Annotated in this window: 21 protein-coding genes and 1 tRNA gene; 9 read left to right on the plus strand and 13 right to left on the minus strand. The window is 72.8% G+C overall.

Going from position 1 to position 25358, the window contains the following annotated elements; genetic code table 11:
- Positions 1 to 6: 6 nt before the first annotated feature.
- Positions 7 to 729, plus strand: a complete 723-nt coding sequence (locus tag JGS22_RS14390) for a 4'-phosphopantetheinyl transferase family protein (protein WP_211038607.1) — start codon at positions 7 to 9, stop codon at positions 727 to 729.
- A gap of 185 nt (positions 730 to 914) precedes the next feature.
- Here the strand turns inward: JGS22_RS14390 and JGS22_RS14395 are convergent.
- From JGS22_RS14395 to JGS22_RS14415, 5 genes are all read right to left on the minus strand, one after another.
- Positions 915 to 988, minus strand: a tRNA-Lys gene (locus tag JGS22_RS14395).
- A 184-nt stretch (positions 989 to 1172) separates the two neighbouring features.
- A complete protein-coding gene (locus JGS22_RS14400) occupies positions 1173 to 1535 on the minus strand; it encodes a DUF8844 domain-containing protein (RefSeq protein ID WP_211038605.1) in 363 nt (120 codons plus the stop codon).
- A 194-nt stretch (positions 1536 to 1729) separates the two neighbouring features.
- Positions 1730 to 3019: an AAA domain-containing protein gene (locus JGS22_RS14405; protein ID WP_211038678.1), complete on the minus strand. Its 1290-nt coding sequence runs from the start codon at positions 3017 to 3019 to the stop codon at positions 1730 to 1732.
- A 215-nt stretch (positions 3020 to 3234) separates the two neighbouring features.
- The gene (locus JGS22_RS14410) at positions 3235 to 4890 is read right to left on the minus strand and encodes a hypothetical protein (protein WP_308405668.1); all 1656 of its coding nucleotides are present in this window, start codon (positions 4888 to 4890) and stop codon (positions 3235 to 3237) included.
- On the minus strand, positions 4881 to 6113 hold the full coding sequence (locus tag JGS22_RS14415) for a hypothetical protein (RefSeq protein ID WP_211038676.1): 1233 nt from the start codon (positions 6111 to 6113) through the stop codon (positions 4881 to 4883). Before JGS22_RS14415 ends, JGS22_RS14410 begins: the two co-directional genes overlap by 10 nt.
- 107 nt (positions 6114 to 6220) lie before the next feature.
- Between JGS22_RS14415 and JGS22_RS14420 the strand changes: the two genes are divergently transcribed.
- Positions 6221 to 6871 (plus strand): histidine phosphatase family protein, encoded by a 651-nt coding sequence (locus JGS22_RS14420; RefSeq protein WP_211038603.1) that lies wholly within the window; start codon positions 6221 to 6223, stop codon positions 6869 to 6871.
- Between the two features lie 64 nt (positions 6872 to 6935).
- On the opposite strand, the gene JGS22_RS14425 is transcribed toward JGS22_RS14420, so the two are convergent.
- Complete coding sequence (locus JGS22_RS14425; protein ID WP_211038601.1) at positions 6936 to 8432, minus strand: NsdA family TPR-like regulatory protein; 1497 nt, start codon at positions 8430 to 8432, stop codon at positions 6936 to 6938.
- 223 nt (positions 8433 to 8655) lie between these two features.
- Here JGS22_RS14425 and JGS22_RS14430 point away from each other — a divergent pair, with 223 nt between their 5' ends.
- The gene (locus JGS22_RS14430) at positions 8656 to 9102 is read left to right on the plus strand and encodes a hypothetical protein (protein WP_372454248.1); all 447 of its coding nucleotides are present in this window, start codon (positions 8656 to 8658) and stop codon (positions 9100 to 9102) included.
- Positions 9103 to 9268: 166 nt separating this feature from the next.
- Positions 9269 to 10150: a spermidine synthase gene (locus JGS22_RS14435; RefSeq protein WP_211038599.1), complete on the plus strand. Its 882-nt coding sequence runs from the start codon at positions 9269 to 9271 to the stop codon at positions 10148 to 10150.
- Between the two features lie 95 nt (positions 10151 to 10245).
- Here the strand turns inward: JGS22_RS14435 and JGS22_RS14440 are convergent, their stop codons facing one another.
- Genes JGS22_RS14440 through JGS22_RS14455 form a run of 4 tightly spaced genes read right to left on the minus strand, consistent with a single transcriptional unit; the run spans position 10246 to position 16194 of the window.
- Positions 10246 to 11406 (minus strand): acyl-CoA dehydrogenase family protein, encoded by a 1161-nt coding sequence (locus tag JGS22_RS14440; protein ID WP_211038673.1) that lies wholly within the window; start codon positions 11404 to 11406, stop codon positions 10246 to 10248.
- A 5-nt stretch (positions 11407 to 11411) separates the two neighbouring features.
- The gene (locus JGS22_RS14445; RefSeq protein WP_211038597.1) at positions 11412 to 12368 is read right to left on the minus strand and encodes a hydroxymethylglutaryl-CoA lyase; all 957 of its coding nucleotides are present in this window, start codon (positions 12366 to 12368) and stop codon (positions 11412 to 11414) included.
- Positions 12365 to 14518 carry an acetyl/propionyl/methylcrotonyl-CoA carboxylase subunit alpha gene (locus JGS22_RS14450; protein ID WP_211038672.1) on the minus strand — a complete coding sequence of 718 codons (2154 nt, stop codon included), beginning with the start codon at positions 14516 to 14518 and terminating at the stop codon, positions 12365 to 12367. Before JGS22_RS14450 ends, JGS22_RS14445 begins: the two co-directional genes overlap by 4 nt.
- Positions 14519 to 14562: 44 nt before the next feature.
- The gene (locus tag JGS22_RS14455; RefSeq protein ID WP_211038595.1) at positions 14563 to 16194 is read right to left on the minus strand and encodes a carboxyl transferase domain-containing protein; all 1632 of its coding nucleotides are present in this window, start codon (positions 16192 to 16194) and stop codon (positions 14563 to 14565) included.
- Between the two features lie 124 nt (positions 16195 to 16318).
- On the opposite strand from JGS22_RS14455, the gene JGS22_RS14460 reads away from it, so the two are divergent.
- Positions 16319 to 16951: an SACE_7040 family transcriptional regulator gene (locus tag JGS22_RS14460; protein ID WP_372454312.1), complete on the plus strand. Its 633-nt coding sequence runs from the start codon at positions 16319 to 16321 to the stop codon at positions 16949 to 16951.
- 29 nt (positions 16952 to 16980) lie between these two features.
- On the opposite strand, the gene JGS22_RS14465 is transcribed toward JGS22_RS14460, so the two are convergent.
- The 3 genes from JGS22_RS14465 to JGS22_RS14475 all read right to left on the minus strand — a co-directional run bounded on the left by JGS22_RS14465 (position 16981) and on the right by JGS22_RS14475 (position 20231).
- Positions 16981 to 17583, minus strand: coding sequence for a M23 family metallopeptidase (locus tag JGS22_RS14465; protein WP_211038591.1), 603 nt, complete (start codon positions 17581 to 17583; stop codon positions 16981 to 16983).
- Positions 17584 to 17934: 351 nt separating this feature from the next.
- Positions 17935 to 19050, minus strand: coding sequence for a hypothetical protein (locus JGS22_RS14470; protein ID WP_216814992.1), 1116 nt, complete (start codon positions 19048 to 19050; stop codon positions 17935 to 17937).
- 140 nt (positions 19051 to 19190) lie between these two features.
- Positions 19191 to 20231, minus strand: a complete 1041-nt coding sequence (locus JGS22_RS14475) for a LacI family DNA-binding transcriptional regulator (RefSeq protein ID WP_308405671.1) — start codon at positions 20229 to 20231, stop codon at positions 19191 to 19193.
- Between the two features lie 269 nt (positions 20232 to 20500).
- On the opposite strand from JGS22_RS14475, the gene JGS22_RS14480 reads away from it, so the two are divergent.
- The 4 genes from JGS22_RS14480 to JGS22_RS14495 all read left to right on the plus strand — a co-directional run bounded on the left by JGS22_RS14480 (position 20501) and on the right by JGS22_RS14495 (position 25282).
- On the plus strand, positions 20501 to 21814 hold the full coding sequence (locus tag JGS22_RS14480; RefSeq protein ID WP_211038586.1) for an ABC transporter substrate-binding protein: 1314 nt from the start codon (positions 20501 to 20503) through the stop codon (positions 21812 to 21814).
- 13 nt (positions 21815 to 21827) lie between these two features.
- On the plus strand, positions 21828 to 22835 hold the full coding sequence (locus JGS22_RS14485; protein WP_211038584.1) for a carbohydrate ABC transporter permease: 1008 nt from the start codon (positions 21828 to 21830) through the stop codon (positions 22833 to 22835).
- Positions 22836 to 22846: 11 nt separating this feature from the next.
- A complete protein-coding gene (locus tag JGS22_RS14490; RefSeq protein ID WP_211038583.1) occupies positions 22847 to 23755 on the plus strand; it encodes a carbohydrate ABC transporter permease in 909 nt (302 codons plus the stop codon).
- An 84-nt stretch (positions 23756 to 23839) separates the two neighbouring features.
- On the plus strand, positions 23840 to 25282 hold the full coding sequence (locus JGS22_RS14495; protein WP_211038582.1) for a GH1 family beta-glucosidase: 1443 nt from the start codon (positions 23840 to 23842) through the stop codon (positions 25280 to 25282).
- The last annotated feature ends 76 nt before the right edge of the window (positions 25283 to 25358 follow it).

The raw sequence follows: 25358 nt of genomic DNA on the forward strand, positions 1-25358 counted from the left end.
GACCGCATGGACGCCACAGCCGAACTCGTACACATACCCACAGTGTTGGAGTCGTTGGAGACCGCCCCCGCCGTACCGCTGCCGCAGCCGGGCGAGGGGCCCTCGCTGTGGCTGGTCGACGCTGCACGGCACAGCGCGGTGCTGGACCGGCGGACGGCCGCCGTCCTCGACGAGGAGGAGCGTGCCCGTGCCGCCGCCTTCCGCGTGGCCGGCGCTCGCACGCTCTACCAGGGCGCGCACATCGGGCTCCGGCTCGTGCTGGGCTCCTGCCTGGGAGTGGCGCCCGAAGAGCTGCGGTTCACCAGGGAGCAGTGCCCGTGCTGCGACAAGCAGCACGGCCGTCCCGCGCTCGTCGGCGCGGCGGTGCACTTCTCGCTCTCGCACAGCGGGACCCTCGCGCTGATCGCGCTCGCCGCGAGCCCGGTGGGCGTGGACGTGGAACGGGGCCCGCGGTCGGGCTCGGTGGACGACCTCGCCGGAAGTCTGCACCCCAGGGAGACCGCGGAGCTGATGGCGCTGCCGCATCCGGAGCGGGTGGCCGCGTTCGGACGGGTGTGGGCGCGCAAGGAGGCGTACCTGAAGGGCATCGGAACCGGCCTCGGGCGGGAGCTGAATCTGGACTACGTGGGCAGCGGACCCGTACCGGCGCCCGGGCCGGACGGCTGGCGGCTGGCGGACGTGGCCGTCGAGGGGTACGCGGCTGCCGTCGCCACCGCGCCGTCGGCCTGAGGCGGACCGTTCTCGGCGGGGCGTCGTCCTCGGGTCGTCCTCGGGCCGTGCTCGGGCTGTCCTCGGGCGGAACGAGCCGCGGCGGCGGTGTGCCGGACGTGCGAAGGGCCCGGGAGAACCCGGGCCCCGAAACAGCTCTGGGCCTTTCCGGCTTCGGAAAGGCCCAGCATCACCTGGTGATGGAGTGCGCCGTCAGGGACTCGAACCCCGGACCCGCTGATTAAGAGTCAGCTGCTCTAACCAACTGAGCTAACGGCGCCTGCTGACGTCACAGACCCTAGCACCAGCCTCCGGAAGAGTGAAAATCGATAACCGGTGGCCCCGGAGGACGCCCCCGCACGAGGTGGCGCGTCCCCTCGGGACGCTTCGGGCGGGGGCGCCTCCGGGTCTCCCGGCGCACCACTTCGGGCGCCTTCGCCTCGGAGTGGGGGCGGGCGGTCCCGCTACTGCGGCGGGCGTCTGCGCAGCAGCTCGCGGCCGAACTCGACCATCTTCCGCGCGTAGTCCTCGCTCCACTCCGCCCGCTCCGCGATGGCCGCCTCCGAGAGCCGGTCGAACCGGCCCGGATCGGCCAGCTGCGCCGCCGCCATCGCCTGGAACTCCACGGCTCGGTCGGCCGCCGCCTGGAAAGCCAGCGAGAGATCCGTGGATCTGGCCAGCAGCTCCCGCGGATCGCTGATCGACTCCAGGTCGAAGAAGCGCTCCTCGTCGCCGGCGGCCTCGGTCGGCTCGAACGTCAGCGGCACCGGACGGCTGAACCGGGGCACGCCGTTGCGCGGGTCCGGAGCCGAGTGCGGCTCTGGCATGCAGACACCTCCGTGGGAGTAGGGCACTGACATTGTCGCGCGCCGCGCAAGAGTGCACCGGCCCGGAGCGCGAGCCCGGCGCCCGCGCCGGTCGATCCGCCGCCTCGGCCCTGCGGGGCGGGCCGCGCCGGCTCGCCCCGCAGGGCCGAGGGACCGGCCGCGCCACGGGCGCCGGGGCGGCGGATCGACCGGCGTCAGCGGACCCGTACGCGGCTCTCCTCCAGATGCGCCAGCACCGAGTGGTGCGCCTCCCAGCCGTCCGGGAACTTCACCGTGACGCCGAGCGGCACCGGCTCCGTCTCCGGGTACGCGTCGAGCAGCTCCGGCACCCCCGCCCGGCAGACCACGATGCAGGCGTGCCGGTGCCGCGACGCCAGCACGCACAGCCGGCCGGTCTCCAGATGGAACGCGGTGGCGTCCGGCCGCCCGGACAGCGGATGGAGGACGACCGTGACGTCGAACTCCCTTCCCTGCAACCGGTTCGCGGTGTCCGCGACGACGCCCTCGATGCCCAGCCCACCGAGCGCGGCCCGGACGGCTGCGGCCTGGTCGCGGTGCGCGGTGCCGACCGCGATCCGGTCCGCGGTGAGCGGAGCGGGCTCGGGCGAACGCTCGCCGATCGTGCTGCCGCCACGCTCCAGCAGCCGGCGGACCACGTCGGCGACCGCCGCGACCGCCTGCGGATCGGTACGGGGCGTATGGGCTGGCGGCAGCTCCAGCAGGCCCCAGCCGGACTCGGCGGCGACATCGAGCACCCGGTCCGTCGCCGAGCCGTCGCCCGCACCGCCGAAGGCCAGCCGGCGCTCCCCCTCCTGCGTACCGCTGCGGAACGGGGTGTACGGGTAGAACGCCCGCGACACCAGCGGCGCAGCGCTCGCCGGCAGCCGCCAGGAGACCGGCAGCCGATGCTGGGGGAGGCCGGGGTTGTGGGCGAGGAGTGTGGCCACCGCGCTGGCCGACGGGTCGTAGCTCAGCCCCGCCCACTGCTCGGTGCCGACTTGGCTGAACGGATCCAGCTGGCCCGGATCGCCGACGAACAGCGCCCGCTCGAAGTGGCGGGCCACGGTGAGCAGGGCGTCCGAGCGCATCTGGTACGCCTCGTCGACGATGGCCTGCTCCCAGGGCTCGACATCGCGCACATGCGCCCATTTCGCGGCAGTGGAGACCACCACGTCGTGCTCGGCCAGGTCGGCGACCTTCGCGGACATCCGCACCGAGGGGTGCCGCTCCAGCGCGAGCGCGGACGCGTCGCCGGGGCGCGCCTCGGTGCTGTGCAGGCGGCCGATCGGCAGCTCGGGGTCTGCGGTGGCGAGGCGGTCGACGAGGTCGTCCACCTGGGCGTTGGTCTGGGCGACCAGCATCAGCCGGCGGCCTGCGGAGGCCAACTCCTGTGCGGCGCGCACCACCAGGGTCGACTTGCCGGCGCCGGGCGGGGAGTCCACCACCACGCCGCGCTCGGTGCCGGTGAGGATGTCGGCGAGGATCGCCTCGGTCGCGGCTGCGGCGGCGCCGGCCGGGCTCGGCGCGGGTGCCTCCCCGGGCGGCGAGGACCCGAACGGCGAGGACCCGAACGACGAGGACCCGAACGGCGTGGGCCCGGGCGGCCGGTGTCCGGACCGAGAGTGTCCGGGCGGCCCTTGTGCGGGCGCGGAGGGGCCGGTGGCGGCGGTCGCCGGCTCGGGTGTCGGGCGGGCAGTGCTCACAGCAGGTCCTCGGCGGTGACGGGGTCGGGGAGCGTGGAGTGCGCCACCGGATCGGTGACGCCCGGCGGTCCGGTGCCTCCGGTACGCCCGGCCTCGCCCGACTGCCCGCCGGTGCCGTGCCGTTCGGCGGTGCGCGGTTCGGGGAGAGGAGTGCCGGACTGTGGCGGTCCGCCGTGCGTCCAGGGGGTGTCCTCCGGCTCGGGCAGCGAGGGGCCGCCGCGCGGGGCGTGCTCGAAGAGCGTCCAGCAGACGCGGTCCCCGACCTCCGGCACCGAACCGGGCGCGGGCTCCTTGGCCCGGCCCATGCCGCCCGTCAACCGCAGCCTCAACTCGCCGGGCGCGCCGGGCGCGCCGGCGCTTTCGTCCGCGCTGCCGTCGGCGGGCTCGTCCTCCGGCGCGAGGAATTCGGCGGGCTGCGCCGCGCCCGAGGGCAGCACCCGGTACGCGCGCGCGCCCGGCGCCCACTGCGGGGTGTCCTCGGTGGACAGCGCCAGCACCGGACGCGGCATCGGGCGACGCCCCTGCGAGTACGTCATCCAGGAGTCGGTCACCTCGGCGACGAACGCCTCGCCGGCCAGCCTGCGTTCGGCCATCACCAGCGGGTCGTCCAACGCCTCCTGCGCCTGCAGCCGTGCCTGGTCCCGCTCGCGCACCGACAGCTTCCGCGCGGCCGTCACGGCGTCGTCCCGACGGGGCTGGGGCGGCTCGCCCGCCCGCAGCCGGTCTCGGTGCGCGGTGTAGGACCAGCGATCGCTCTCCCAGCGGGAGGCGATCCGCTCGCCCTCCGGCAGCCGGCGCAGCAGATCCACGCTCTCCCACATCGCGTCCCAGACCGGGCGCAGTTGGCCGCCGAGCAACTGGTGCACGCGCTCCGCCGAACCGGGCAGATCCGCGTCGTACCGATCCACCGCCGGGGCCAGGACGCGGTTGTCGAAGGCGGGGTCCGTCGACGGGCCCGAGGGCGGCGTCCGCAGCTGACCGTGCTCGTCGCGCGCGGTCTCCACCTCCAGCGCGGCGGTGTCGCCGCCGCCCTCCGGACCGGCGCGCAGCCAGGCCAGCAGCGCCCCCAGATGCTGGTCCTCCAAAGAGCTCTGCCCGGTCGCCCAGTGCCGGGTGAGCACCTCGGTCATGGACAGCAGCAGGGACGAGCCCGGCACCCGCGCCCGCTCGCCGTAGTGCGTCAACCAGCGCCCCAGCAGCGGCACTCGGGCGGGGGAGGGATACGGGGTCTGCGGGTCCTCCTCGGCGGTGCGGCGGAACCGCATGGAGCGGCCCAGCAGCCGCACGAACTCCGCGCCGGGCGCGTTGGGGACCAGCAACTGCGGCGCGTCCGTGCAGACTTCGGCGTCCTCACGCACCTGCTCGGTCTCCTCCAGTGCCGACTCCAGATGCGGCAGCAGCGCCTCGGCGAGGTCGGAGAGGAAGGTGAACCGCAGATCGCGGTCCTTGGGCTGGGGGACGGTGAGCAGCAGCGGGTGGTCCCGGTCGGTGCCGAGCATCGCGCCGAGCGGAGCGCCCACCTCGCCCGCGGTGGTCAACGGCACCAGAACCAGCGGCTGTCGGCTCAGGTGGCGGTGGAGAACGGTCGTCAGCGGCTGGGCTCGGCCGGCGGCCATCGCCTCCATCCGGGCCAGACTGTGCATCAGCGGCACGGGCCACCTCCAGCGGGCCCCGCGCCGTCCGCGCCGGCGGCGCCGTCTCCACCCAGGACCTCGGCGCGCAACCGGGCTGCCCTGCGCAGCGCGAGGACGGCCGGGTCGGGAGGGTCGCTCGGGCCGGCCGGGTGCGTGGGGTCCGAGGGCTCCGGCGGCGGGGGGTCGCTGTGGGCGGCGTCCAGAGCCGCCTTCACCGTGGTCAACGCGCCCAACTCGGCGCGGGTGCCGCGGCCGAGCACCGCGGGGTCGTTCCCGGTGCGCGCCTGGGAGCGGCAGTGGAACGCCAGATCGCAGCCTGCCAGGCACTCCGGCGCGTACGCCGCGGGCACCGAGTCGACCGCGCCCGCCAGCCGGTCCGGCGGGAGGTCCAGATCGAAGCTGGTGCCCGCCGGCAGCGCGGCGGTCAGCTCCTCGACCCGGGTGAGCCTGCGCAACTGTCTGCGCACCGCCGCCAGTTGCTTGCGCATGTCGACCAGTGCGGCGGTCGGGAGGTTGGAGAAGTCCTTCGGGCAGACGAGCAGGACGGACTCCGCCGCCCGCACCTCCATCGCCTCCAGCGCCAGCCCGTAGACCGCGGCCTGCCGGGTGGCGGCGCCCACCTTCGTCGGGGCGGCCGAACCGTCCAGGATCGGGAAGGACTTGATCTCCACGATCGTCACGCCTCCGTCCCCGTCGACCACGAGCGCGTCGGGCTCCAGGCAGACCGGCGCCCCGGCGACCGTCAGCCGCACCATCGGATGCAGCAGCACCGACCAACCGCCCGGACCGCCCTCCGCCCCGGTCTGCCCGCGCGCCTGCGCCAGGGCCAACGCCTCGCGGGTGCGCTCGATCCGGCCCTCCGGCCCCTCGGCCGTGAGATCCGGGCACTCCAACAGCTGTGGATCGGGCGGCGCTTGACCGGTGTGCGCGCACAGCAGCCGGACCAGCTCGGCCCCGCCGTCCCGCGTCGCTCCGGCCTCGAAGGCGTGGCCGCGGGCGAAGGCGAACTGCGACTGGCCGAAGTTGGCAGGTGCGCCGAGCACTTCGGCGAGGGCGGCCTTGTCCACGCCCGCGCTGTCCAGCAGCGCGCGGCGGCTGCACCCCGGGTTTGCGGCGAGCGCCGTCAGGGCCCTGCTGTCCAGCGGTCTCGGCTGCCGGCCCGGGCCGCGCAGCGCGGCCAGCCGATCCCGTAGCGCGGACTGGTCGGCACCTGTCGACTCGGTGCCTCTCTGGTGGGACAACTGCTTCACCCGGCGAAGTCTGACATCCCCCACCGACAACGCGCTCCCGCTCGGCCCTCGGCAACGCCGCGCGACGCGGCGGGCCCGCGGGTGAGTACCGTCGTGGCATGACGGAAAAGGCCGCCGAACAGCCCGTGTCCACAACTCCCCAGTCCGGTCGACTCGTCCTGGTGCGCCACGGCGAGACGCCCTGGTCGCAGGCCGGCCGGCACACCGGCCGCACCGACGTGCCGCTGCTCGGCCGGGGACGCCGCATGGCCGAACTCCTCGGTGAGCGCCTGCGGACAGCCCCCTTCGACGGCCTCGTCGACGCCGAGGTGCGTACCAGCCCGCTCTCCCGAGCCGCCGAGACCTGCGCAGTGGCCGGCTTCGGCGACCGCGCGAGCAGCTGGGACGCCCTGATGGAGTGGGACTACGGCAGCTACGAGGGGCTGACGACCCCGCAGATCAAGGAGGCCGCGGGTGACGAGGGGTGGCTGATCTGGCGGGACGGCGTCGCGGGCGGCGAGAGCCGGGCCGCGCTGTCCGCGCGCGCCGACGAGGTGGTGGACTGGGCGCGTACGGTCCCCGGTGACGCACTGGTCTTCGCGCACGGCCATGTGCTGCGCACGATCGCCGCGCGCTGGCTGGGCGAGGAACTCTCCTTCGGCGCCCGGCTGCGGCTCTCCCCGGCGTCCCTGTCGGTCCTGGGCTGGTCCTACGGTCAGCCGGCGCTGGAGCGGTGGAACGACACCGGCCACCTCGACGGCCGACTCTGATCCGCACCCGCCCCGGCCCGCCGTCGGAGAGCAGGCGGAGAGCAGGCGGAGAGCAGGCGGAGGGTCAGGCGGAAAGGCGGGCGAGGAAGCCCGCGACCTCGACGTGGCGGGTGTGCGGGGTGAGGCGCTCGGCCGTGGCGTGCAGCATGCGGCGCACCCGCGCGCTGCGCACGGTCTCCAGCAGCGTCAGCGCACTGTTCCCCTCGGTGGCCGCCTCGACCGGGTCTCCGCCCACGGCCAGATTCCCGGCCAACTCGGCGGTGAACAGCGCCCTGTTGCGGACGAACTGGGCGGGTTGCAGCGCGACGGCCTCCCGCGCCAGCTCCGCCGCCCGCTCCCAGTCGCCGAGCGCGGACCAGCACTGGGACTCCAGCCCCGACAGCTCCGCGTCGCAGAGGAAGGACATCCACTCCGGATCGGAGTCGGAGGGGCCCTTGTCGAAGAGGGTCCTGGCCCGGCTGAGGGCTTCCTCGCAGCCCGCGCGGTCGCCGAGACCGCCCCAGCCGCCCGCTTCGCGCAATGCCAGCAGCGCCTGGAGCCGGGAGGAGCCGAGCCTGCCGGCGGCCTGCTGGCCCGCCTGGGCGGCGCGCAGCGCCTCCCGAGGGCGACCGGCGTCCCGGGCGAGGAAAGCGGTGTTGCAGAAGGCGTGCGCCTCCAGCCCGGGGTCGGAGCCGACCCTGGCCAGCGCCAGAGCCTCGCCGTAGTGCGAACGGGCCTCCTGGTAGCGCTCGGAGTCGTGTGCCAACCAGCCGACGGAGAGCGCGAGCTCACCGGTGTGGGAGTGCAGCCGCTCGGTGTGTGCGTGCGCGCGGGCGCCGGAGTCGAGCAGCTCGAAGGTCTGCCGGAGCGCGAGGTCGGCACGGCGGTAGAGGTTGTCCGCGCCGTGGCGGTCGTCCAGCAGGCGGATCCGCCGCACGGCCTCCTCGACGGAGAGGACGTCGTCGCGGCCCAGGGTGCCCTCGGCGGCCCGGGGGCGGGGCAGGGTGGTGCCGTCGGTGGGCCCCGGGCGGGCCTCGGCCGCTTGGGCGGGCCCCCACAGGGGCGCGGTCGCCAGGGCGGCGGGGCCGCCGGTCATGAACGCGCGACGCAGCACGTCGCTCTCCTCGTAGCTCTGGGTGGTGCTCTGACAGTTGTGCTCCGGTCCCCCGCAGCCGGCCCGGCCACCCGGCGAGTGATCGGACGCGCACGGTGCGGGGCGGTCACCGGCCGCCTCGCGCACGGTCGTACGGGTGCGCCGCGCCGCGCGTCCCCGTACGGCGTCGCGCTGGGTGAAGCCCAGATCCGTGAGCGTGCACCCCGGGAACATGTGCAGGAACACTCGTTCGTAGGCGTAGTTGGGGCAGCGGATCTCGCCGGCCTCCACCCGCCCGATGTAGCGGGCGTCGCAGGAGACCTGCTCGCCGATCTCGCGGGCGGCCCTCCGCACGGAGGCCGCGAACTCCCGCGGGGAGAGCTGTCCGCGCAACCGCCGGAAGGCTGGGTTCGGTTGGTGAGGGTGATTCGATGACTCGGCCGGGCCCGCCGGTCCTCTCCCGGCTGGCGCTGAGGGTGACGACGCCATGGCCGGACCGTACACGCGGGCGCGGGGCGGGAGATGGGGAGTTTGCTTACAAAACGGATATCTCATGCGTGATCTGCCATGAACCGCCATCCTTTGAGGGGGCTTTCCGCCGTAGCCGTTGACGGGGTCCGTGCGTTGAACCGTGCAGCAACGACAGTGCGCAGCACGGGCATCGAGGCACAGGCGTCGAAGCGTGTGGGCGTGAGAGTGGAGGAGGGTCGCGTTGTTGGACACCGACGGATCGCGGATCGCCGTTGGCCACCGGCGCCCGGTGCGTGGCCGCCAGCCGGGCCCGGTGGAGAGCGGTTGCCAGGGCGGCGGCGCTCCCCACACCGAGCTGGTCACCGTGCCGGCCCGACAGGCGCTGGAGGCCGTCGACATCCTGCGCCACGGCCTCGGTGTCGGCCCCGTGCTGCACGACTGCGCGGGTGCGACGCTCGGTTTCCTGGTCCCGCCCGGCACCTCCGTGCACTGGCGCCACCCCGGCAGCGCGTGCGCTCCGCTCTGCGGTCCGCTGAGCCAGGAGGGCACCGGCCGCCCGCCGATCGCGGGCGCCGACTGGCTGATCGGCCCCGAGTCCGCCGCGCTCACCGCGACCGATCCCACCCGACTGCGGGCCGCGCTCGTCCAGGCCGCCCGCACCCTGGAGGTCACCGACCGCTGCGTCTGAACCGGGGGCTGCTCCCGGCCGGTCCAGCTGCCGGCCGGTCCTGCTCCCGGTCGTCCCGTGGGTCTGCGCCTCGCGTTTCGACCGCGGCTCCCCGTCCGCCTCCGCTGCCCCTGCCTCCCGTCACCGTGGTGCGCGGACGGCTGCCGCGGACGGGGATACTGGTCGGGTGGCAGGCAGACGGCGCGGTGAACGAGGCGGCAGGGGCGGCGGACGGGCCGAGCTGACCGCCACCGTCGACACCGGCGAGGCGCGGCTCGTACCGGACCGGGAGCGGCCCTCCGCCTGGGAGTTGACCCTGGACGGCGCTCCCCAGTCGCACGTCGATCTCGCCGAACCCGCCCATCTCGCCTTCGGCTACCAGCGCAGGCTCGGTCATCTCGTCGATCTGCTCGCGCCCGCAGGGCGCCCGCTGAAGGTGCTGCACCTGGGCGGTGGTGCGCTGACGCTCGCCCGGTACGTCGCCGCGACCCGGCCGCGCTCCACCCAGCGCGTCTGGGAGGTCGACGCCGCGCTGACCGCCTTCGTGCGCCGCGAACTCCCGCTGGAGCCGGGCTGGCGCGTACGCGTGCACGGCGGCGACGCGCGCGCCGGACTCGCGGGGGTGCCGGACGGCTGGGCCGACCTGGTGATCGCGGACGTCTTCGACCGCGCCCGTACGCCGCCGCATCTGGGCACCGTCGAGTTCGTGCAGGAGGCGGCCCGGGTCCTGGCGCCCGGCGGCTGGTACACGGCCAACCTGACCGACGGGCCGCCGCTCGCCCATCTGCGCGGTCAACTGGCCACCGTGGGCGCGGTCTTCGACGAGCTGGCGATCGCTGCGGACCCGGCCGTACTGCGCGGGCGCAGATTCGGCAACGTGGTGCTGGCGGCTGCCAGGGTGCCGCTGCCGGTGGGCGAGTTCACTCGCCGCACCGCCGGAGACCCGCACGCCGGGCGGGTGTTGGCCGGCCGGGAGCCGGCCGACTTGGCGGCCGGCTCCCGGCCGGTCACCGACGCGACCGCGACGACCGGCTCTCCGGCGCCCCCGCCGGGAACCTTCGAGCGTTGAGGCGTACATCACCGACCGCGCCGCAACCGCAACCGCACCGTCGCCGTAGCCGCCGTAGCCGCCGTAGCCGCCGTAACCGCCGTTACCGACCGGGCTCAGTCGGTGAAGCCCAACTCCCGTGCGATCAGCATCCGCTGGACCTCGCTCGTGCCCTCGCCGATCTCCAGGATCTTGGAGTCGCGCCACATCCGGGCGACCGGGTACTCGTTCATGAAGCCGTAGCCGCCGTGGATCTGGGTCGCCTCGCGCGCGTTGGTGACGGCGACCTCGGAGGAGTACAGCTTCGCCATCGCCGCCTGCTTCTTGAACGGCTCGCCCGCCAGCAGCCGGCTCGCCGCGTCCCGCCAGGCGACGCGGGCAGTGTGGGCGCGCATCTCCATGTCGGCGAGCTTGAACGAGATGGCCTGGTTGGAGCCGATCGCCCGGCCGAAGGCGTGGCGCTCCTTGGCGTACCGCACCGACTCGTCCACGCAGCCCTGGGCGAGCCCGGTGGCCAGGGCGGAGATGGCGATACGGCCCTCGTCGAGTATGCGCAGGAACTGCGCGTAGCCGCGGCCCTCCTCGCCGACCAGGTTGGCGGCGGGGACGCGGACGTCGGAGAAGGACAGCTCCCGGGTGTCCGAGGCGTTCCAGCCGACCTTGGAGTACGGGGCGGCGACCGTGAAGCCCGGGGTCCCGGAGGGGACCAGGATGGTGGAGATGCGCGGTGCGCCGTTCTCTTTGCGGCCGGTCACCGCGGTGACGGTCACCAGGCCGGTGATGTCCGTACCCGAATTGGTGATGAAGCACTTGGTGCCGTTGACGACCCACTCGTCTCCGTCGCGCACCGCCGTGGTGCGGGTGCCGCCCGCGTCCGAACCGCAGTCCGGCTCGGTCAGCCCGAACGCACCGAGCGCCTCGCCCGAGCAGAGCCGCGGCAGCCACTCGCGCTTCTGCTCCTCGCTGCCGAACCGGTAGATCGGCATCGCGCCCAGGGAGACCCCGGCCTCCAGGGTGATCGCCACCGAGGAGTCGACCCGGGCCAGCTCCTCCAGCGCGATGCACAGCGCCAGGTAGTCGCCGCCCATGCCGCCGTACTCCTCCGGGAACGGCAGTCCGAACAGGCCCATCCGGCCCATCTCGCGCACGATCTCGTACGGGAACTCGTGCCGCTCGTAGAAGTCGCCGATCTTCGGCGCGACGACGTCGTGCGCGAACTCTTCGACGGTGCGGCGCAGTTCCTCGTGCTCGGTGCTCAGGCGGTGGTCCAGGGACATGGTGGTCACTGCTCCTTGGTGGGGGAGAGGGCGCGGACGGTGCGGGACGGGCTGGGACGGCCCAGGCGGTCGGCCATCCACGTGCTGGTGGCGACCAGTCGGTCGAGGTCGACGCCGGTCTCGACGCCCAGCCCCCGGAGCATCCAGACCAGGTCCTCGGTGGCGAGGTTTCCGGTGGCGCTCCTGGCGTACGGGCAGCCGCCGAGGCCGCCCGCGGAGGCGTCGACGGTGGTGACACCGTGGCGCAGCGCGGTGAGGGTGTTGGCCAGGGCCTGGCCGTAGGTGTCGTGGAAGTGCACCGCGAGCACCTCGTCGGGCACACCGGCCGCGTTCAGCGCGGTCAGCAACTCCTCGACCTGGCCCGCGGTGGCGACGCCGATCGTGTCGCCCAGGCTCAGCTCGTCGCAGCCCAGGTCCAGCAACCTGCGGCAGACGTCGACCACTTGGCCGGCCGGGACCGGGCCCTCCCACGGATCGCCGAAGCACATGGACAGATAGCCCCGCACCCTCGCGCCCGACTCCGACGCCCGGGCGACGACCGGCGCGAACATCTCCAGCGCCTCGTCGACGGTGCGGTTGAGGTTGGCCCGTGCGAAGGACTCGGTGGCGCTGCCGAAGACGGCGATCTCCCGGGCGCCCAGGGCCAGTGCGCGCTCCAGGCCGCGTTCGTTGGGCACCAGCACCGGCAGCCGCACACCGGCCGACGCGGGCAGATCCGCGAGCCCGCCGTACAGCTCCTCGGCGTCGGCGAGCTGCGGCACCCATTTGGGGTGGACGAAGCTCGTCGCCTCCACCGTGTCCAACCCGGCCTCGACCAGCCGGTGGATGAACTCCGCCTTGACCTCGACCGGTACGACGGACTTCTCGTTCTGCAAGCCGTCGCGGGGACCGACCTCGTGGATGCGTACGCGCGACGGCAGTCCCTCGGCGGGCACGGTCATCGGCAGCCCGGCGGTGCTCATGCGCCCTCCCCGGCCCTCGCGCCCGAACCCGCGGCGGCGGCACGGCCGGATCCGACGGCGTCCGAGTCGGTGTCGGAGGCAGGACCGGTGTCGGCGTCCGGACCAGTGTCGGCGCCCGGGTTGGCGGCGTCCGGGTCGGCGGCGTCCGGGTCGACCACGGCGAGCACCTGGTCCATCGCCACCGTGCTGCCGGGACGCACATCGAGCTCGGTGACGGTGCCCGCGTGCGGTGCGGAGATGACGTGCTCCATCTTCATCGCCTCGACGATCACCAGGGCCTGCCCGGCCTCGACCCGGTCCCCCACCGAGGCCTTCACCACCGTGACGGTGCCCGGCATCGGCGCGGTCAGCGCGTCGGCGCCGTGCGCACCCGCCCCGCCGCGCAGGGCGGCGGCGACCGGATCGTGGTCGACCAGATGCCAGCCGGAACCCTCCGAGCCGAGCCACCGCTCACCGGCCCCGGCCACATGGTGGTGGCCGAGCATCGTGCCCCGCCACTCCGTCCGCACCCGGCCCGACTCCTCCGCGGCCAGGTGCGCGGCGACGGGCTCGCCCTCCGCGCCGATCCGCACCTCGGTGCCGGGCCCCCGGCCGCGCACGGCGACGGCCACCGGCTCCGCGCCCGGCGCTCTGAAGTGGTACGTCGTCCAGGCGCTCCGGCCGTCCAGCCGCCAGCCGGAGGGGACCGAGAACGGGTCCGTCCAGCCCTGCCCGCTCGGCTCCAGCGCGGCGTGCCGCAGCAGCGCCGCGGTGGCGTACACCTCGTCCGGCACGCCGGCCGCGACCAGCGACGCCGCGTCCCGGTCGACCAGGCCGGTGTCCAACTCGCCGCTGCGCACGGCCGGATGGGCCAGCAGCGCGCGCAGGAATCCGGTGTTGGTGTCGACGCCGAGCACGGTTGTCTCCGCCAGCGCGGCGCGCAGCCGCCGCAGCGCGCTCGACCGGTCGGTCCCGTACGCGATGACCTTGGCGAGCATCGGGTCGTAGGTCGTGCCGACCTCGCTGCCCTCGCTCAGGCCGGAGTCCACCCGTACGCCCTCGCCGCCGGGCTCGCGCAGCAGCCGTACGGTGCCGGCCGAGGGCAGGAAGTCGACCCGCTCGCCGCTGGGGCGGGCGGTCTCGGCGCAGATACGGGCTTCCACGGCGTGCCCGGTCATCCGGATGTCGCCCTGCCGCCACGGGAGTTGCTCGCCGGCGGCGACCCGCAGCTGCCACTCCACCAGGTCCACACCGCACACCAGCTCGGTGACCGGGTGCTCGACCTGGAGCCGGGTGTTCATCTCCATGAAGAAGTACGAGCGCGCGTCCGTCCCGGCGACGATGAACTCGACCGTGCCCGCGCCGCGGTACCCGCACGAGCGCGCCGCCTCGACGGCCGCCGCGCCCATCGCCGACCTGGTCTCCTCGTCGAGGAACGGGCTCGGCGCCTCCTCGATGATCTTCTGGTGACGGCGCTGGAGCGAGCACTCGCGCTCCCCGAAGTGGACGACGTTGCCGTGGCCGTCCGCCATCACCTGGATCTCGATGTGCCGCGGCCGGTCGACCCACCGCTCCACCAGGAGCGTGTCGTCGCCGAAGGAGCCGCGCGCCTCGCGCCGGGCTGCGGCGATCTCCTCGGCGAACAGGGCCGGATCGCGGACCAGCCGCATGCCCTTGCCGCCGCCGCCCGCAGAGGGCTTCAGCAGCACCGGAACGCCCACCTCCGTCGCGGCGTCGATGAGTTGGGCGTCGCTGAGGCCGCTGCCCGAGGAGCCGGGGACGACCGGCACGCCGGCCTTCAGCACGGTCTCCTTGGCGCGGATCTTGTCGCCCATCAGCTCGATCGCGGAGGCCGGGGGGCCGATGAAGGCCCGCCCCGACTCCGTCACCGCACGGGCGAACGCGGCGTTCTCCGCCAGGAACCCGTACCCCGGGTGCACGGCCTGCGCGCCGGTGCGCTCCGCGGCCTCCAGCAGCCGCTCGACCGAGAGGTAGCTCTCGGAGGCCGCCGCCGGCCCGATGCGCACCGCCGTGTCGGCCTCGCGCACATGGCGGGCGCCGGCGTCCGCGTCGCTGTACACCGCCACCGAGCGCACGCCGAGCCGGCGCAGCGTACGGATGACGCGTACCGCGATCTCGCCGCGGTTGGCGACCAGCACGGTGTCGAACATCCCCTGGGCTCCCTCGGGTTCGTGGTCAGACATGTCCGCGGTCCTCACATCCGGAAGACGCCGAAGCCCTGCGCGGCCTGGTCGCGCGCGGGCAGCGGTGCGTTGGCGCAGGCGGTGAGCGCGAGGCCGACGACCGTACGGGTCTGCAACGGGTCGATCACCCCGTCGTCCCACAGCCGGGCGGTGGCGTAGTAGGCGTTGCCCTGGGTGTCGTACTGGGCGCGGACCGGGTCCTTGAACGCCTCCTCGTCCTCCGCGCTCCACTGCTCGCCGCGCGACTCCAACTGGTCGCGCTTGACCGTGGCCAGTACGGAGGCAGCCTGCTCGCCGCCCATGACGGAGATCTTGGCGTTCGGCCACATCCACAGGAAGCGGGGCGAGTACGCCCGGCCGCACATCGAGTAGTTGCCCGCGCCGTAGGAGCCGCCGACCACGACGGTGAGCTTGGGGACCCGGGCGCAGGCGACGGCGGTGACCATCTTCGCGCCGTGCTTGGCGATGCCGCCGGCCTCGTAGTCCCGGCCCACCATGAAGCCGGAGATGTTCTGGAGGAAGAGCAGCGGGATGCCGCGCTGGTCGCAGAGCTCGATGAAGTGGGCGCCCTTCTGCGCCGATTCGGCGAACAGGATGCCGTTGTTGGCGACGATGCCCACCGGGTGCCCGTGGACGCGGGCGAAGCCGGTGACGAGCGTCTGGCCGTACTCGGACTTGAACTCCTGGAAGCGGGAGCCGTCGGCGATCCGGGCGATCACCTCGCGCACGTCGTAGGGCGTGCGGGAGTCCACCGGCACCGCGCCGTACAGCCCGGCCGGGTCGACCGCGGGCTCCTCGACCGGCTGCACCGACCACGGCAGCGGGCCGCGATCGGGGAGGGTGGCGACGATGTTCCGCACGATCCGCAGTGCGTGCGCGTCGTCCTCCGCGAGGTGGTCGGTGACGCCGGAGACACGCGAGTGCACCTCGCCGCCGCCCAGCTCCTCGGCCGTGACGACCTCACCGGTGGCGGCCTTCACCAGCGGCGGGCCGCCGAGGAAGATCGTGCCCTGCTCGCGCACGATCACCGCCTCGTCGCTCATCGCCGGGACGTAGGCGCCGCCTGCGGTGCAGGAACCGAGCACCGCGGCGATCTGCGGGATGCCGCTGCCCGACATCCGGGCCTGGTTGTAGAAGATCCGGCCGAAGTGCTCGCGGTCGGGGAAGACCTCGTCCTGCATCGGCAGGAAGGCGCCGCCGGAGTCGACCAGGTAGAGGCAGGGGAGGCGGTTCTCCAGCGCGACCTCCTGGGCGCGCAGATGCTTCTTGACCGTCATCGGGTAGTACGTGCCGCCCTTGACCGTCGCGTCGTTGGCGACGATCACCACCTCGCGCCCGCTGACCCGGCCGATGCCGGCGATGACGCCGGCAGCCGGTGCGGCGCCGTCGTACATCCCGTCGGCGGCGAGCGGTGCGAGCTCCAGGAAGGGAGAGCCCGGGTCCAGGAGCGCATCCACCCGCTCGCGCGGCAGCAGCTTGCCCCGCGCGGTGTGGCGGGCGCGGGCCTTCTCACCTCCGCCGAGCCGTGCCGCGGCGAGCTTCTCCCGCAGTTGCGCCGCCAGCTCCCGGTGCGCTTCCTCATGGGTGCGCCACTGCGGGGAGGTTGGGTCGGCGGTGCTGGACAGCGGCGGTGCCTGCTGCATGCCCTGAGCCCCTTTGCTCGTGGTTAATAGGCGTTAACCAATGGTCGCAAGGTTAACGTCCACTAACACGGCTGTCTACAATCGTGGGATGAGCAGCGAGACCGGCACGCCCGTCGACCCGGCCGTGCGTTCCGAACAGGCCGCGCGAGGGGACCGGCCCGTGCGGCCCCGTACGCGCAGGGAGCAGATCCTCGGCGAGGCCGCGCGGCTCTTCGCCGAGCGCGGCTTCCACGGCGTCGGCGTCGACGAGATAGGGGCGGCGGTCGGCATCAGCGGGCCCGGCCTCTACCGCCACTTCGCCGGCAAGGACGCCATGCTGGCCGAGTTGCTGGTCGGCATCAGCGAGCGTCTGCACGACGGTGGGCAGCGGCGCCTGCTCGACCAGGGGGGCGCGGCGCACCCGCCCGCCAGGGCGCTGGACGCGCTGATCGAGGGGCACATCGAGTTCGCGCTCGACGACCGCGCGCTGATCACCCTCCACGACCGCGAGCTCGACCGGCTGCGCGACGACGACCGCAAGCGGGTGCGCCGACTCCAGCGCCAGTACGTCGAGTTGTGGGTCGGCGTGGTGCGCGAGGTCCATCCGTCGCTGCCGGAGGCCGAGGCCCGTACGGCCGTCCACGCGGTCTTCGGCCTGCTGAACTCCACTCCGCACCTCAGCCGCCCCGCGGCGCTGCCCTCGCGGCAGAGCACGGCCGCGCTGCTGCACCGGCTCGCCCGGGGCGCCTTCGACTCGGCGGCGCGGGCGTACGGCTGAGGCCCGTCGCGGGCTCGGGCCGGGGCTCCTCAGCCGATCTTGACGCCGCGTGCGGCCAGGTACTTCACGGGGTCGATGTCGGTGCCGTAGTTGCGGGTGGTGCGCACCTCGAAGTGCAGATGCGGACCGGAGACCCGTCCGCTGGCACCGGTGTTGCCGAGCCGGGAGCCGCCGGTCACCCGCCCGCCCCGCTTGACCTGGAGTGACGACATGTGGGCGTAGAGGATGAAGTGCCCGTCGTCCATCCTCACCAGCACCGCCTGCCCGTAGTCGCCCTGGTCGCCGGCGATGTCCACGGTGCCCGGTCCGACCGAGAAGAGCGGGGTGCCGGTGTCGACGGCGAAGTCGATGCCGGTGTGCCGGCCGGCCAGCCAGTCGCCCTCGATGCCGTACGCCGCGGAGATCGCGTGCTGCCCGGTCAGCGGTCGAGCCCATCGCCCGCCGGGCGCCGCCTGCGGGCCCGGCCCGCCGGCCGCCGTGGCGCGCAGCGTCCGGTTCATCGGCTCGCCGGGGCCTGCCGACGCCGACCGGGCGCAGCCCAGCGCAGGCAGAAGTCCCAGCGCCGCGAGCGCGCCGCCGCGCAGCAGCATTCCGCGTCGGGACAGTGATGGTTCCTCATGGTGCGTACACATGCGTCCTCCTTGGCGGTGACTTGGCTCACTGCGAGGACACGCCAGGGTGCGCGGCGCTGCATCTCCTGGGCGGGGCGATACGCGCCCGAACGGTGTACCGACGGCGGGTCCGGTGGACGCAACCGGTCGGCGCAGGCCCGGAGTTGGCCGTGGGCGGCGTACTGACGGCGGCTCACTCCGTGCGGGTGAATGGACTGAACCACTGCGCGCTGCGTTCCGGGCGGGGTTCACGGAGCGTCAGAACGGCGTTCGGGCACGGCCGGTGAGGGCCGGTCAGGCGGTGAGGGCCGGCCGGGCCCGCCCGTCGGCCCGTGGCGGGGTGAGCCCGCTTCCCGGCAGTGCCGGGGCGGATCAGTTGGGGCAGAAGATCCACCAGCAGCCGTCGTCGGTCGGAGTGGGCTCCGGCTCCGGCTCCTGCGTCGGCTCCTCGGTGGGGCTCGTCGGCGGATGGGTGGGGCTGGTGGGCGCCTGCGATTCCGAGGGCCCCGAGGGTCGCCCGCTGGGTGAGGAGTCGTCGGGTTCGGAGGAGTCCGAAGGGTCGGCGGAGTCGGAGGCGCTCGCGCTCGGCGACTCCTCGTCGTCCCCCTCGCCGGTCCCCGAGGCCGACGGGCTGTCGGCGTCTGTCGAAGGAGTGTCCCCGGGCGTGACGCCGCCGCTCGGACCGGTCCCGGACTCGCCGGGCTCGGGCCGGGCGCGTTCGTCGGCGTCCTGTCGGTCGGCGACGTTGTCCGAGGGGGAGTCGAGGCCGGGGATGGCGACGTTGCCGGCCTCCACCGCGACCAGCCCGGCCAGTACGACGGCGGCCAGTACGGCGCCGACCGCTATCCGACGCCGCCGGGCGCGCTGCGACCGCCGGTGCGCGGAGCGCCCGGCCGCCCTGCGTCGCGCGGCGCGGGGGCCGACTGCCGTGTCCTGGGTGCCCGTTGACCCGTGGCTGTCCTCACCGGTGTCGGCACTGCCCTCCGTGCTCGGGCCGCCGGACGGGTCTGCGCCGGTGTGTGCGCCGCTCTCTGCGCTCGGGCCCGCGGCGCGGTCTGCGGCGGCGCGACCGGAGGTCGTGGCGGCCCTGCGCGCGGCCCTGCGGCCGACCGGCTGTCCGGCCTCCGGCCCGGCCCCGCCCGGCACTGCGTCGCCCGGACCTCCGCGGTCGGGGTGCCCGGCCTCGCGGGGCCGGTCCGCCGCGTACGGGTCCGCCGCGTACGGGTCCGGGGTGTGCGGTTCGCGTTGCGCGGCGCCGTACGGGTCCGGCTGTCCGGCGTCGTACGGGTCGTACGTGCCTGGCTGCGCGCCGTACGTGCCGTGGGGGTCGCCGTACCCGCCGGCGGGCCGGCCGCCGTACGCGTCGCTGTACTCGCCGTATCCGCCGCCGGGCTGTCCGCCGGGTTGCGCGCTCGCGTTCAGTTGACCGCAACCGGGGCAGTTCAGTGCACCGTTGAGTCGACGCCGGCACAACGCGCAGAAATCCACGGACGCTCCGTCGGGGGGGGGGAGGGGATGGCGGCCACTTTACTGGTCGCGCGGCGCCCTCCCAACGGCCCGGGCCCGCCTTTGCGCGAGAGTGCAGGCCCTTCCTCCCGGTTGCTGGCGACCGGTGCCAAATGTGCGGCTCAGCTCGACCCGCGCGGCACCAGCTCCGTGGGCAGCAGGCGGCGGCGTGCCTCCGACTCGCCCGTGCGGCCGGCGATCTGATCGAGCAGCAGCCCGGTCATTTCGCGTCCCATCAGTTCCACCGGCTGCCGCACGCTGGTCAGCGGCGGGTCGAGGTGGCGGGCGACCGCGGAGTCGTCGAAGCCGACGAGTGCGACGTCGTCGGGCACCCGGCGGCCGGCTTCGCGCAGTGCCAGCCGCGCGCCCGAGGCCATCAGGTCCGAGGCGCAGAAGACCGCGTCGAGTTGGGGGCAGCGCTCCAGCAGTTCGCCCATCGCGCGACGGCCGCCCTCCTCGGTGAAGTCGCCCTGCGCGACGAGCCGGGGGTCGGCCGGGTGGTCGCCGTGCCGCAGAGCTGCGCGGTAGCCCTCCAGGCGGCATTGGGCGGCGTACAGGTCGAGCGAGCCGGTGACGGTGGCGATCCGGCGTCTGCCGCGCGCGAGCAGATGTGCGACGGCGGCCTCGGCGCCGCCCGGGTTGTCGCAGTCCACGTACGGCACCTGCTCGTCCGCTGAGCGGCGCCCGCCGAGCACGGTGGGCATCTCGTACTGCTGGAGGAGTTCGGGCAGCGGATCGCCGGCGTGCATCGAGACCAGCAGTACGCCGTCGATGCGGCGGGCCCTGACGTAGCGGGCGAATCGTTCCCGCTCCTTGGGCGTGCGCAGCAGGGTGAGCAGCAGCTGCTTCTCGGTGTCGGCGAGCGCGGTCGCGACGCCGCTGACGGTTCCCGAGAAGTACGGCTCGGCGAAGAGCCGTGTCTCCGACTCGGGGACCACCAGCGCGATGGAGTCGGTACTGCCTGCCGCGAGCGCCCGCGCGGAGCCGTTGGGCACGTAGCCCAGCTCTTCGACCGCGGCCTCCACCGCCGCTCTGCTGTGCGCGCTGACGGTGGGGGAGCCGTTGACCACGCGAGATGCCGTGCCGCGGCCCACCCCGGCGCGTGCCGCCACTTCTTCGAGGGTGGGTCTGCGGGTGTGCCGGGCCGCGCCGGGAGCCGTCACGGTTGCCTCCTGCCACCTCAGTGTTGTGTTCAAGTAATAGAGCAACTGCCGGTGTCTTGGCCAGTGTTCGACGCGATCGCCCGTACCACCAGCAGGTGTCGGACTTCTACAGGCTTCCTCCATATTTCGGCGGGGTGAAGAGTTTCTGAGCCGTTGTCGCACAGTGTCTTGACACCCTGAGGCCCTTCCGCGAATCTTCAGTCAATCACGCCTGGGAGCGCTCCCAGTGCCCACTCTTCTTTCAATTCCCGTACATCTCGGGAGGACCAATGCACGGCAGAACCCGCATGGCCCGTCTCACCCCTCGGCTCTCCGCGGTCACCGCCGTGGTCCTGAGCGCGACCCTGCTGGCCGGCTGCGCCGACGACGGCGGCGGCTCGTCCGGCAAGGACGGGGAAGTCACCCTGTCGGTGGGGGTGTTCGGAGTCTTCGGCTACAAGCAGGCAGGTCTCTACGACGCCTACGAGAAGCTGAACCCGCACATCAAGATCAAGGAGAACTCCACCGAGCGCAACGAGGACTACTACCCGGCGCTGCTCAACCGCCTCTCCGCCAACAGCGGTCTGGCCGACATCCAGGCCGTCGAGGTCAACAACATCAACGAGCTGGCCACCATCCAGGCCGCGAAGTTCGTCGACATGTCGAAGGCCGACGGTGTCGACGGCAAGGACTACCTGCCCTGGAAGTGGGACCAGGCCAAGACCGAGGACGACAAGGTCATCGGCCTCGGCACGGACATCGGCCCGATGGGGATCTGCTACCGCAAGGACCTCTTCGACAAGGCCGGACTGCCCACCGATCGCGAAGAGGTCGGCAAGCTCTGGGAGGGCGACTGGGCCAAGTACGTCGACACCGGCGAGGACTACATGGAGGACGCCCCCAAGGGCAGCTCCTTCACCGACAGCGCCGCCGGCCTCTACAACGGAGCCCTCTCCAGCCACGCCAAGAAGAACTACGACGAGGACGGTGAGCTGATCTACAAGGACAGCAAGGCCGTCAAGGAGTCGTGGGACCTGGCGATGCGTGCGGTCGACGGCAAGATGACCGGCAAGCTCAAGCAGTTCGACACGTCCTGGGACCAGGGCTACGCCAACGGCACCTTCGCCAGTGTCATCTGCCCGTCCTGGATGCTCGGTTACATCAAGGAGAAGGCCGGCCCGAAGAACGCCGACCAGTGGGACGTCGCTCCCGCGCCCAAGCCCGCCAACTGGGGCGGCTCCTTCCTGACGGTGCCCGAGGCGTCCAAGAACAAGGACGAGGCGATCAAGCTCGCCGCCTGGCTGACGGCGCCCGAGCAGCAGGCCAAGCTCTTCGAGAAGCAGGCCAGCTTCCCGAGCTCCACCAAGGCGCTCGAGCTGCCCGCGGTCAAGAGCGCGAAGCACGAGTACTTCGACAACGCTCCGATCGGCGAGATCTTCTCCGACGCCGCCAAGGACATGCCCACCGCGATCCTCGGCCCGAAGGACCAGATCATCGGTGAGCAGATCAGCAACGGGATTCTCTCGGTCGAGCAGCAGGGCAAGTCGCCCGACTCCGCCTGGAGCGCCACGACCAAGAAGATCGACGACGTCCTCGACGAGTGACCGGAGCCGATGAATGACCTCCCAGGACATGCGGTCCGCGCCCGCCACTTCGGCGGCGGGCGCGGGCACGTCCCCGCCAGGCCCCGACGGGGCGGACGAGCGTGAGAAGCGCAGGGCGGCGCGGCGCAGCAAGTGGTATCAGCGGGACGCCAAGTGGAGCCCGTACGCGTTCATCTCGCCGTTCTTCCTCTTCTTCGCGGCGTTCGGCCTCTTCCCGCTGCTCTACACGGGATGGGCCTCGCTGCACCGGGTCTCGCTGCACTCGCCCACCGAGATGGAGTGGGTCGGGCTGCACAACTTCACCCGCCTCCTCCAGGACGAGTACTTCTGGAACTCGCTGAGCAACACCTTCGTGATCGGGATCATCTCCACGGTCCCGCAGCTGCTGATGGCACTCGGTCTCGCGCATCTGCTCAACTACAAGCTGCGCGGCTCGATGTTCTTCCGCGTCGCGATGCTCACCCCGTACGCGACCTCGGTGGCCGCGGCCACGCTCGTCTTCGCGATGCTCTACGGTCGCGACTTCGGAATGATCAACTGGGGCCTGGGTCTCTTCGGGATCGACAACATCGACTGGGAGGGCGGCAGTTGGACCTCGCAGTTCGCGGTCGCCACGATCGTCATCTGGCGGTGGACGGGCTACAACACGCTGATCTACCTCGCGGCGATGCAGTCCGTGCCGAACGACCTGTACGAGTCGGCGGCGCTGGACGGGGCCTCGCGCTGGCAGCAGTTCCTCCATGTCACCGTTCCCTCGCTGCGGCCGACGATCCTGTTCACCGTGGTGATCTCCACCATCGGGTCGACCCAACTGTTCGGTGAGCCGCTGCTGTTCGGCGGTTCGCCCTCGGGCGGTGCGTCGAACCAGTACCAGACGCTCGGGCTCTACCTGTACGAGCAGGGCTGGACCAACTTCCACCTGGGCCGCGCCTCGGCGATCGCCTGGATGATGTTCCTGGTCCTGATCGTGATCGGACTCGTCTACTTCCTGGTGGCCAAGCGGCTGCAGAAGAGCCACTGAGGGGGATACGCATGGCTGTACTCACGTCCGCGACGCCGAAGGAAGAAGCCCCCGGCGAGGGGGACGGCAAGCGGCGGACCCGCACCCGCGGCAAGGCCGGGCGGCATCTGTACGCCGGCTGGTTCACCTACGTGGTGCTCGGGTTCTTCACCGTCGGCTCGCTCTTCCCGCTGGTGTGGACCGCGATCGCCGCCTCCCGGGACAACGCCCGGCTGGCCGAGACACCACCGCCGTTCTGGTTCGGCGGCAACCTGGGCTCCAACCTCCAGGCTGCCTGGACCGACGCCAACATGGGCAAGGCCCTGATCAACACGGTCTTCGTCGCAGGTACCGTCACCGTTTCGACGGTCCTGTTCGCCACGCTGGCCGGCTTCGCCTTCGCCAAGCTGCGCTTCCGGGGAAGCAACATCCTGCTGCTCCTGGTGATAGGCACCATGATGGTGCCGCCCCAACTCAGCGTCGTGCCGCTGTTCATGGCCGTCGCCGAGCTGGAGTGGACCAATCAGCTGCAGGCCGTCATCCTCCCGATGATGGCGAGCGCCTTCGGTGTCTTCTTCATGCGGCAGTACCTGATCAACGCTCTGCCGACCGAGCTCATCGAGGCGGCGAGGGTCGACGGTGCGCACAGCCTGCGGCTGGTGTGGCACGTGGTCTTCCCGGCGGCCCGGCCCGCGATGGCGGTGCTCGGAATGCTGACCTTCGTGCTCGCCTGGAACGAGTTCTTCTGGCCGATGATCGCGCTGACCCAGGACAACCCGACCGTCCAGGTCGCCCTGACGGGACTCGGCCGCGGCTACATCCCGGACCAGTCGGTGATCATGGCCGGTTCGCTGCTCGGCACACTGCCCCTGCTGATCGTCTTCGCCGTCTTCGGCAAGCAGATCGTCGGCGGCATCATGCAGGGCGCGGTGAAGGGCTGATCGAGCCCGTACCCGATTCCACTCCTCCACAAGGAAGTTCACCCTGTCCCCCCTCCGCCCGCCTGCAAAAGGGAGCGCTCTCAGATGACGTACCCGTCCGAATCCCGTATCGAGTTCCCCACCGACTTCCTCTTCGGTTCAGCGACCTCCGCCTACCAGATCGAGGGCGCGGCGCAGGAGGACGGCCGTACCCCCTCGATCTGGGACACCTTCTGCCGGACCCCCGGCAAGGTGCTCGGCGGCGAGACCGGCGATGTGGCGGTCGACCACTACCACCGCTGGCGCGAGGACGTCGCGCTGATGGCCGAACTCGGCCTGGAGACCTACCGGTTCTCCATCTCCTGGCCCCGGGTGCAGCCGACCGGCCGCGGGCCGGCCGTCCAGCGCGGCCTGGACTTCTACCGCAACCTCGTCGACGAGCTGCTGGAGAAGGGCATCACCCCCTGGCTGACCCTCTACCACTGGGACCTGCCGCAGGAGCTGGAGGCCGACCCGGCCGGCGCGGGTGGCGGCGGTTGGCCGGAGAGGGCGACCGCCGAGCGGTTCGCCGACTACGCGACGCTGGTCGCCGAGGCCCTCGGTGACCGGGTCGAGCACTGGACGACGCTCAACGAGCCCTGGTGCAGCGCCTTCCTCGGCTACGGCTCCGGTGTGCACGCGCCGGGTCGCACCGACCACCTCGCCGCGCTGCGGGCCGCGCACCACCTCAACCTCGCGCACGGTCTCGGCAGTCAGGCGCTGCGCGCCGCGCTGCCGGCCCGAGCCAAGGTCGGCATCAGCATCAACTCCGCCTCGGTGCGCGCCGTCTCGGACTCTCCGGAGGACCTGGACGCCAAGCGCCGGGTGGAGGCGCTGGCAAACGGGATCTTCGAGGGTCCGCTGCTGCGCGGCGAGTACGGCGCCGACCTGATCGCCGACACCGCCGAGATCACCGACTGGAGCTTCGTCAAGGACGGCGATCTGGAGAACATCCACCAGCCGCTGGACGCGATCGGCGTCAACTACTACACCCCGTCGCTGGTTTCGGCCGTCTCCCCCGAGCAGGAGGCCTCGCGCCGGGACGGTCACGGCGCGAGCGAGCATTCGCCGTGGCCGGGCGCCGACCGGGTCGCCTTCCACCAGACCCCGGGCCCGGTCAGCGAGATGGGCTGGACGACCGACGCAAGCGGTCTGTACGACCTGCTCAAGCGTTTCGGGCGCGAGGCCGAGGGCGTACCGCTGTACGTCACCGAGAACGGCATGGCGTGCGACGACAAGGTCGGCGCCGACGGCGCCGTGCACGACCCGGACCGGATCGACTACCTGCACCGTCATCTGGCCGCCGTCGCCGACGCGCGCGCCGAGGGCGTGGACGTGCGCGGGTACTTCCTCTGGTCGCTGCTGGACAACTTCGAGTGGGCGTACGGCTACAGCAAGCGCTTCGGCGCCGTCTACGTCGACTACGAGACGCAGCAGCGCATCCCGAAGTCCAGTGCGCGCTGGTACGCCGACCTGGTGCGCGAGCGCACCCTGCCGCCGGTCGACTGAGCCGCCCGAAGGCGAGTCGCCGGACGACGAGCCCTCGGACGACGAGCCCTCGGACGAGCGAGTCGCAGGTCGACAG

Source organism: Streptomyces tardus, from assembly GCF_018101125.2.
In the GTDB taxonomy this organism is placed as follows: Bacteria; Actinomycetota; Actinomycetes; order Streptomycetales; family Streptomycetaceae; genus Streptomyces; species Streptomyces tardus.

What these genes read in the sequence shown, in the direction of transcription:
- JGS22_RS14455 (WP_211038595.1), bottom strand. Translation starts at nt 16,194, where the DNA reads ATGCAGCAGGCACCGCCGCTGTCCAGCACCGCCGACCCAACCTCCCCG.
- JGS22_RS14485 (WP_211038584.1), top strand. Translation starts at nt 21,828, where the DNA reads ATGACCTCCCAGGACATGCGGTCCGCGCCCGCCACTTCGGCGGCGGGC.
- JGS22_RS14480 (WP_211038586.1), top strand. Translation starts at nt 20,501, where the DNA reads ATGCACGGCAGAACCCGCATGGCCCGTCTCACCCCTCGGCTCTCCGCG.
- JGS22_RS14495 (WP_211038582.1), top strand. Translation starts at nt 23,840, where the DNA reads ATGACGTACCCGTCCGAATCCCGTATCGAGTTCCCCACCGACTTCCTC.
- JGS22_RS14465 (WP_211038591.1), bottom strand. Translation starts at nt 17,583, where the DNA reads ATGTGTACGCACCATGAGGAACCATCACTGTCCCGACGCGGAATGCTG.
- JGS22_RS14390 (WP_211038607.1), top strand. Translation starts at nt 7, where the DNA reads ATGGACGCCACAGCCGAACTCGTACACATACCCACAGTGTTGGAGTCG.
- JGS22_RS14400 (WP_211038605.1), bottom strand. Translation starts at nt 1,535, where the DNA reads ATGCCAGAGCCGCACTCGGCTCCGGACCCGCGCAACGGCGTGCCCCGG.
- JGS22_RS14450 (WP_211038672.1), bottom strand. Translation starts at nt 14,518, where the DNA reads ATGTTCGACACCGTGCTGGTCGCCAACCGCGGCGAGATCGCGGTACGC.
- JGS22_RS14440 (WP_211038673.1), bottom strand. Translation starts at nt 11,406, where the DNA reads ATGTCCCTGGACCACCGCCTGAGCACCGAGCACGAGGAACTGCGCCGC.
- JGS22_RS14420 (WP_211038603.1), top strand. Translation starts at nt 6,221, where the DNA reads ATGACGGAAAAGGCCGCCGAACAGCCCGTGTCCACAACTCCCCAGTCC.
- JGS22_RS14445 (WP_211038597.1), bottom strand. Translation starts at nt 12,368, where the DNA reads ATGAGCACCGCCGGGCTGCCGATGACCGTGCCCGCCGAGGGACTGCCG.
- JGS22_RS14425 (WP_211038601.1), bottom strand. Translation starts at nt 8,432, where the DNA reads ATGGCGTCGTCACCCTCAGCGCCAGCCGGGAGAGGACCGGCGGGCCCG.
- JGS22_RS14490 (WP_211038583.1), top strand. Translation starts at nt 22,847, where the DNA reads ATGGCTGTACTCACGTCCGCGACGCCGAAGGAAGAAGCCCCCGGCGAG.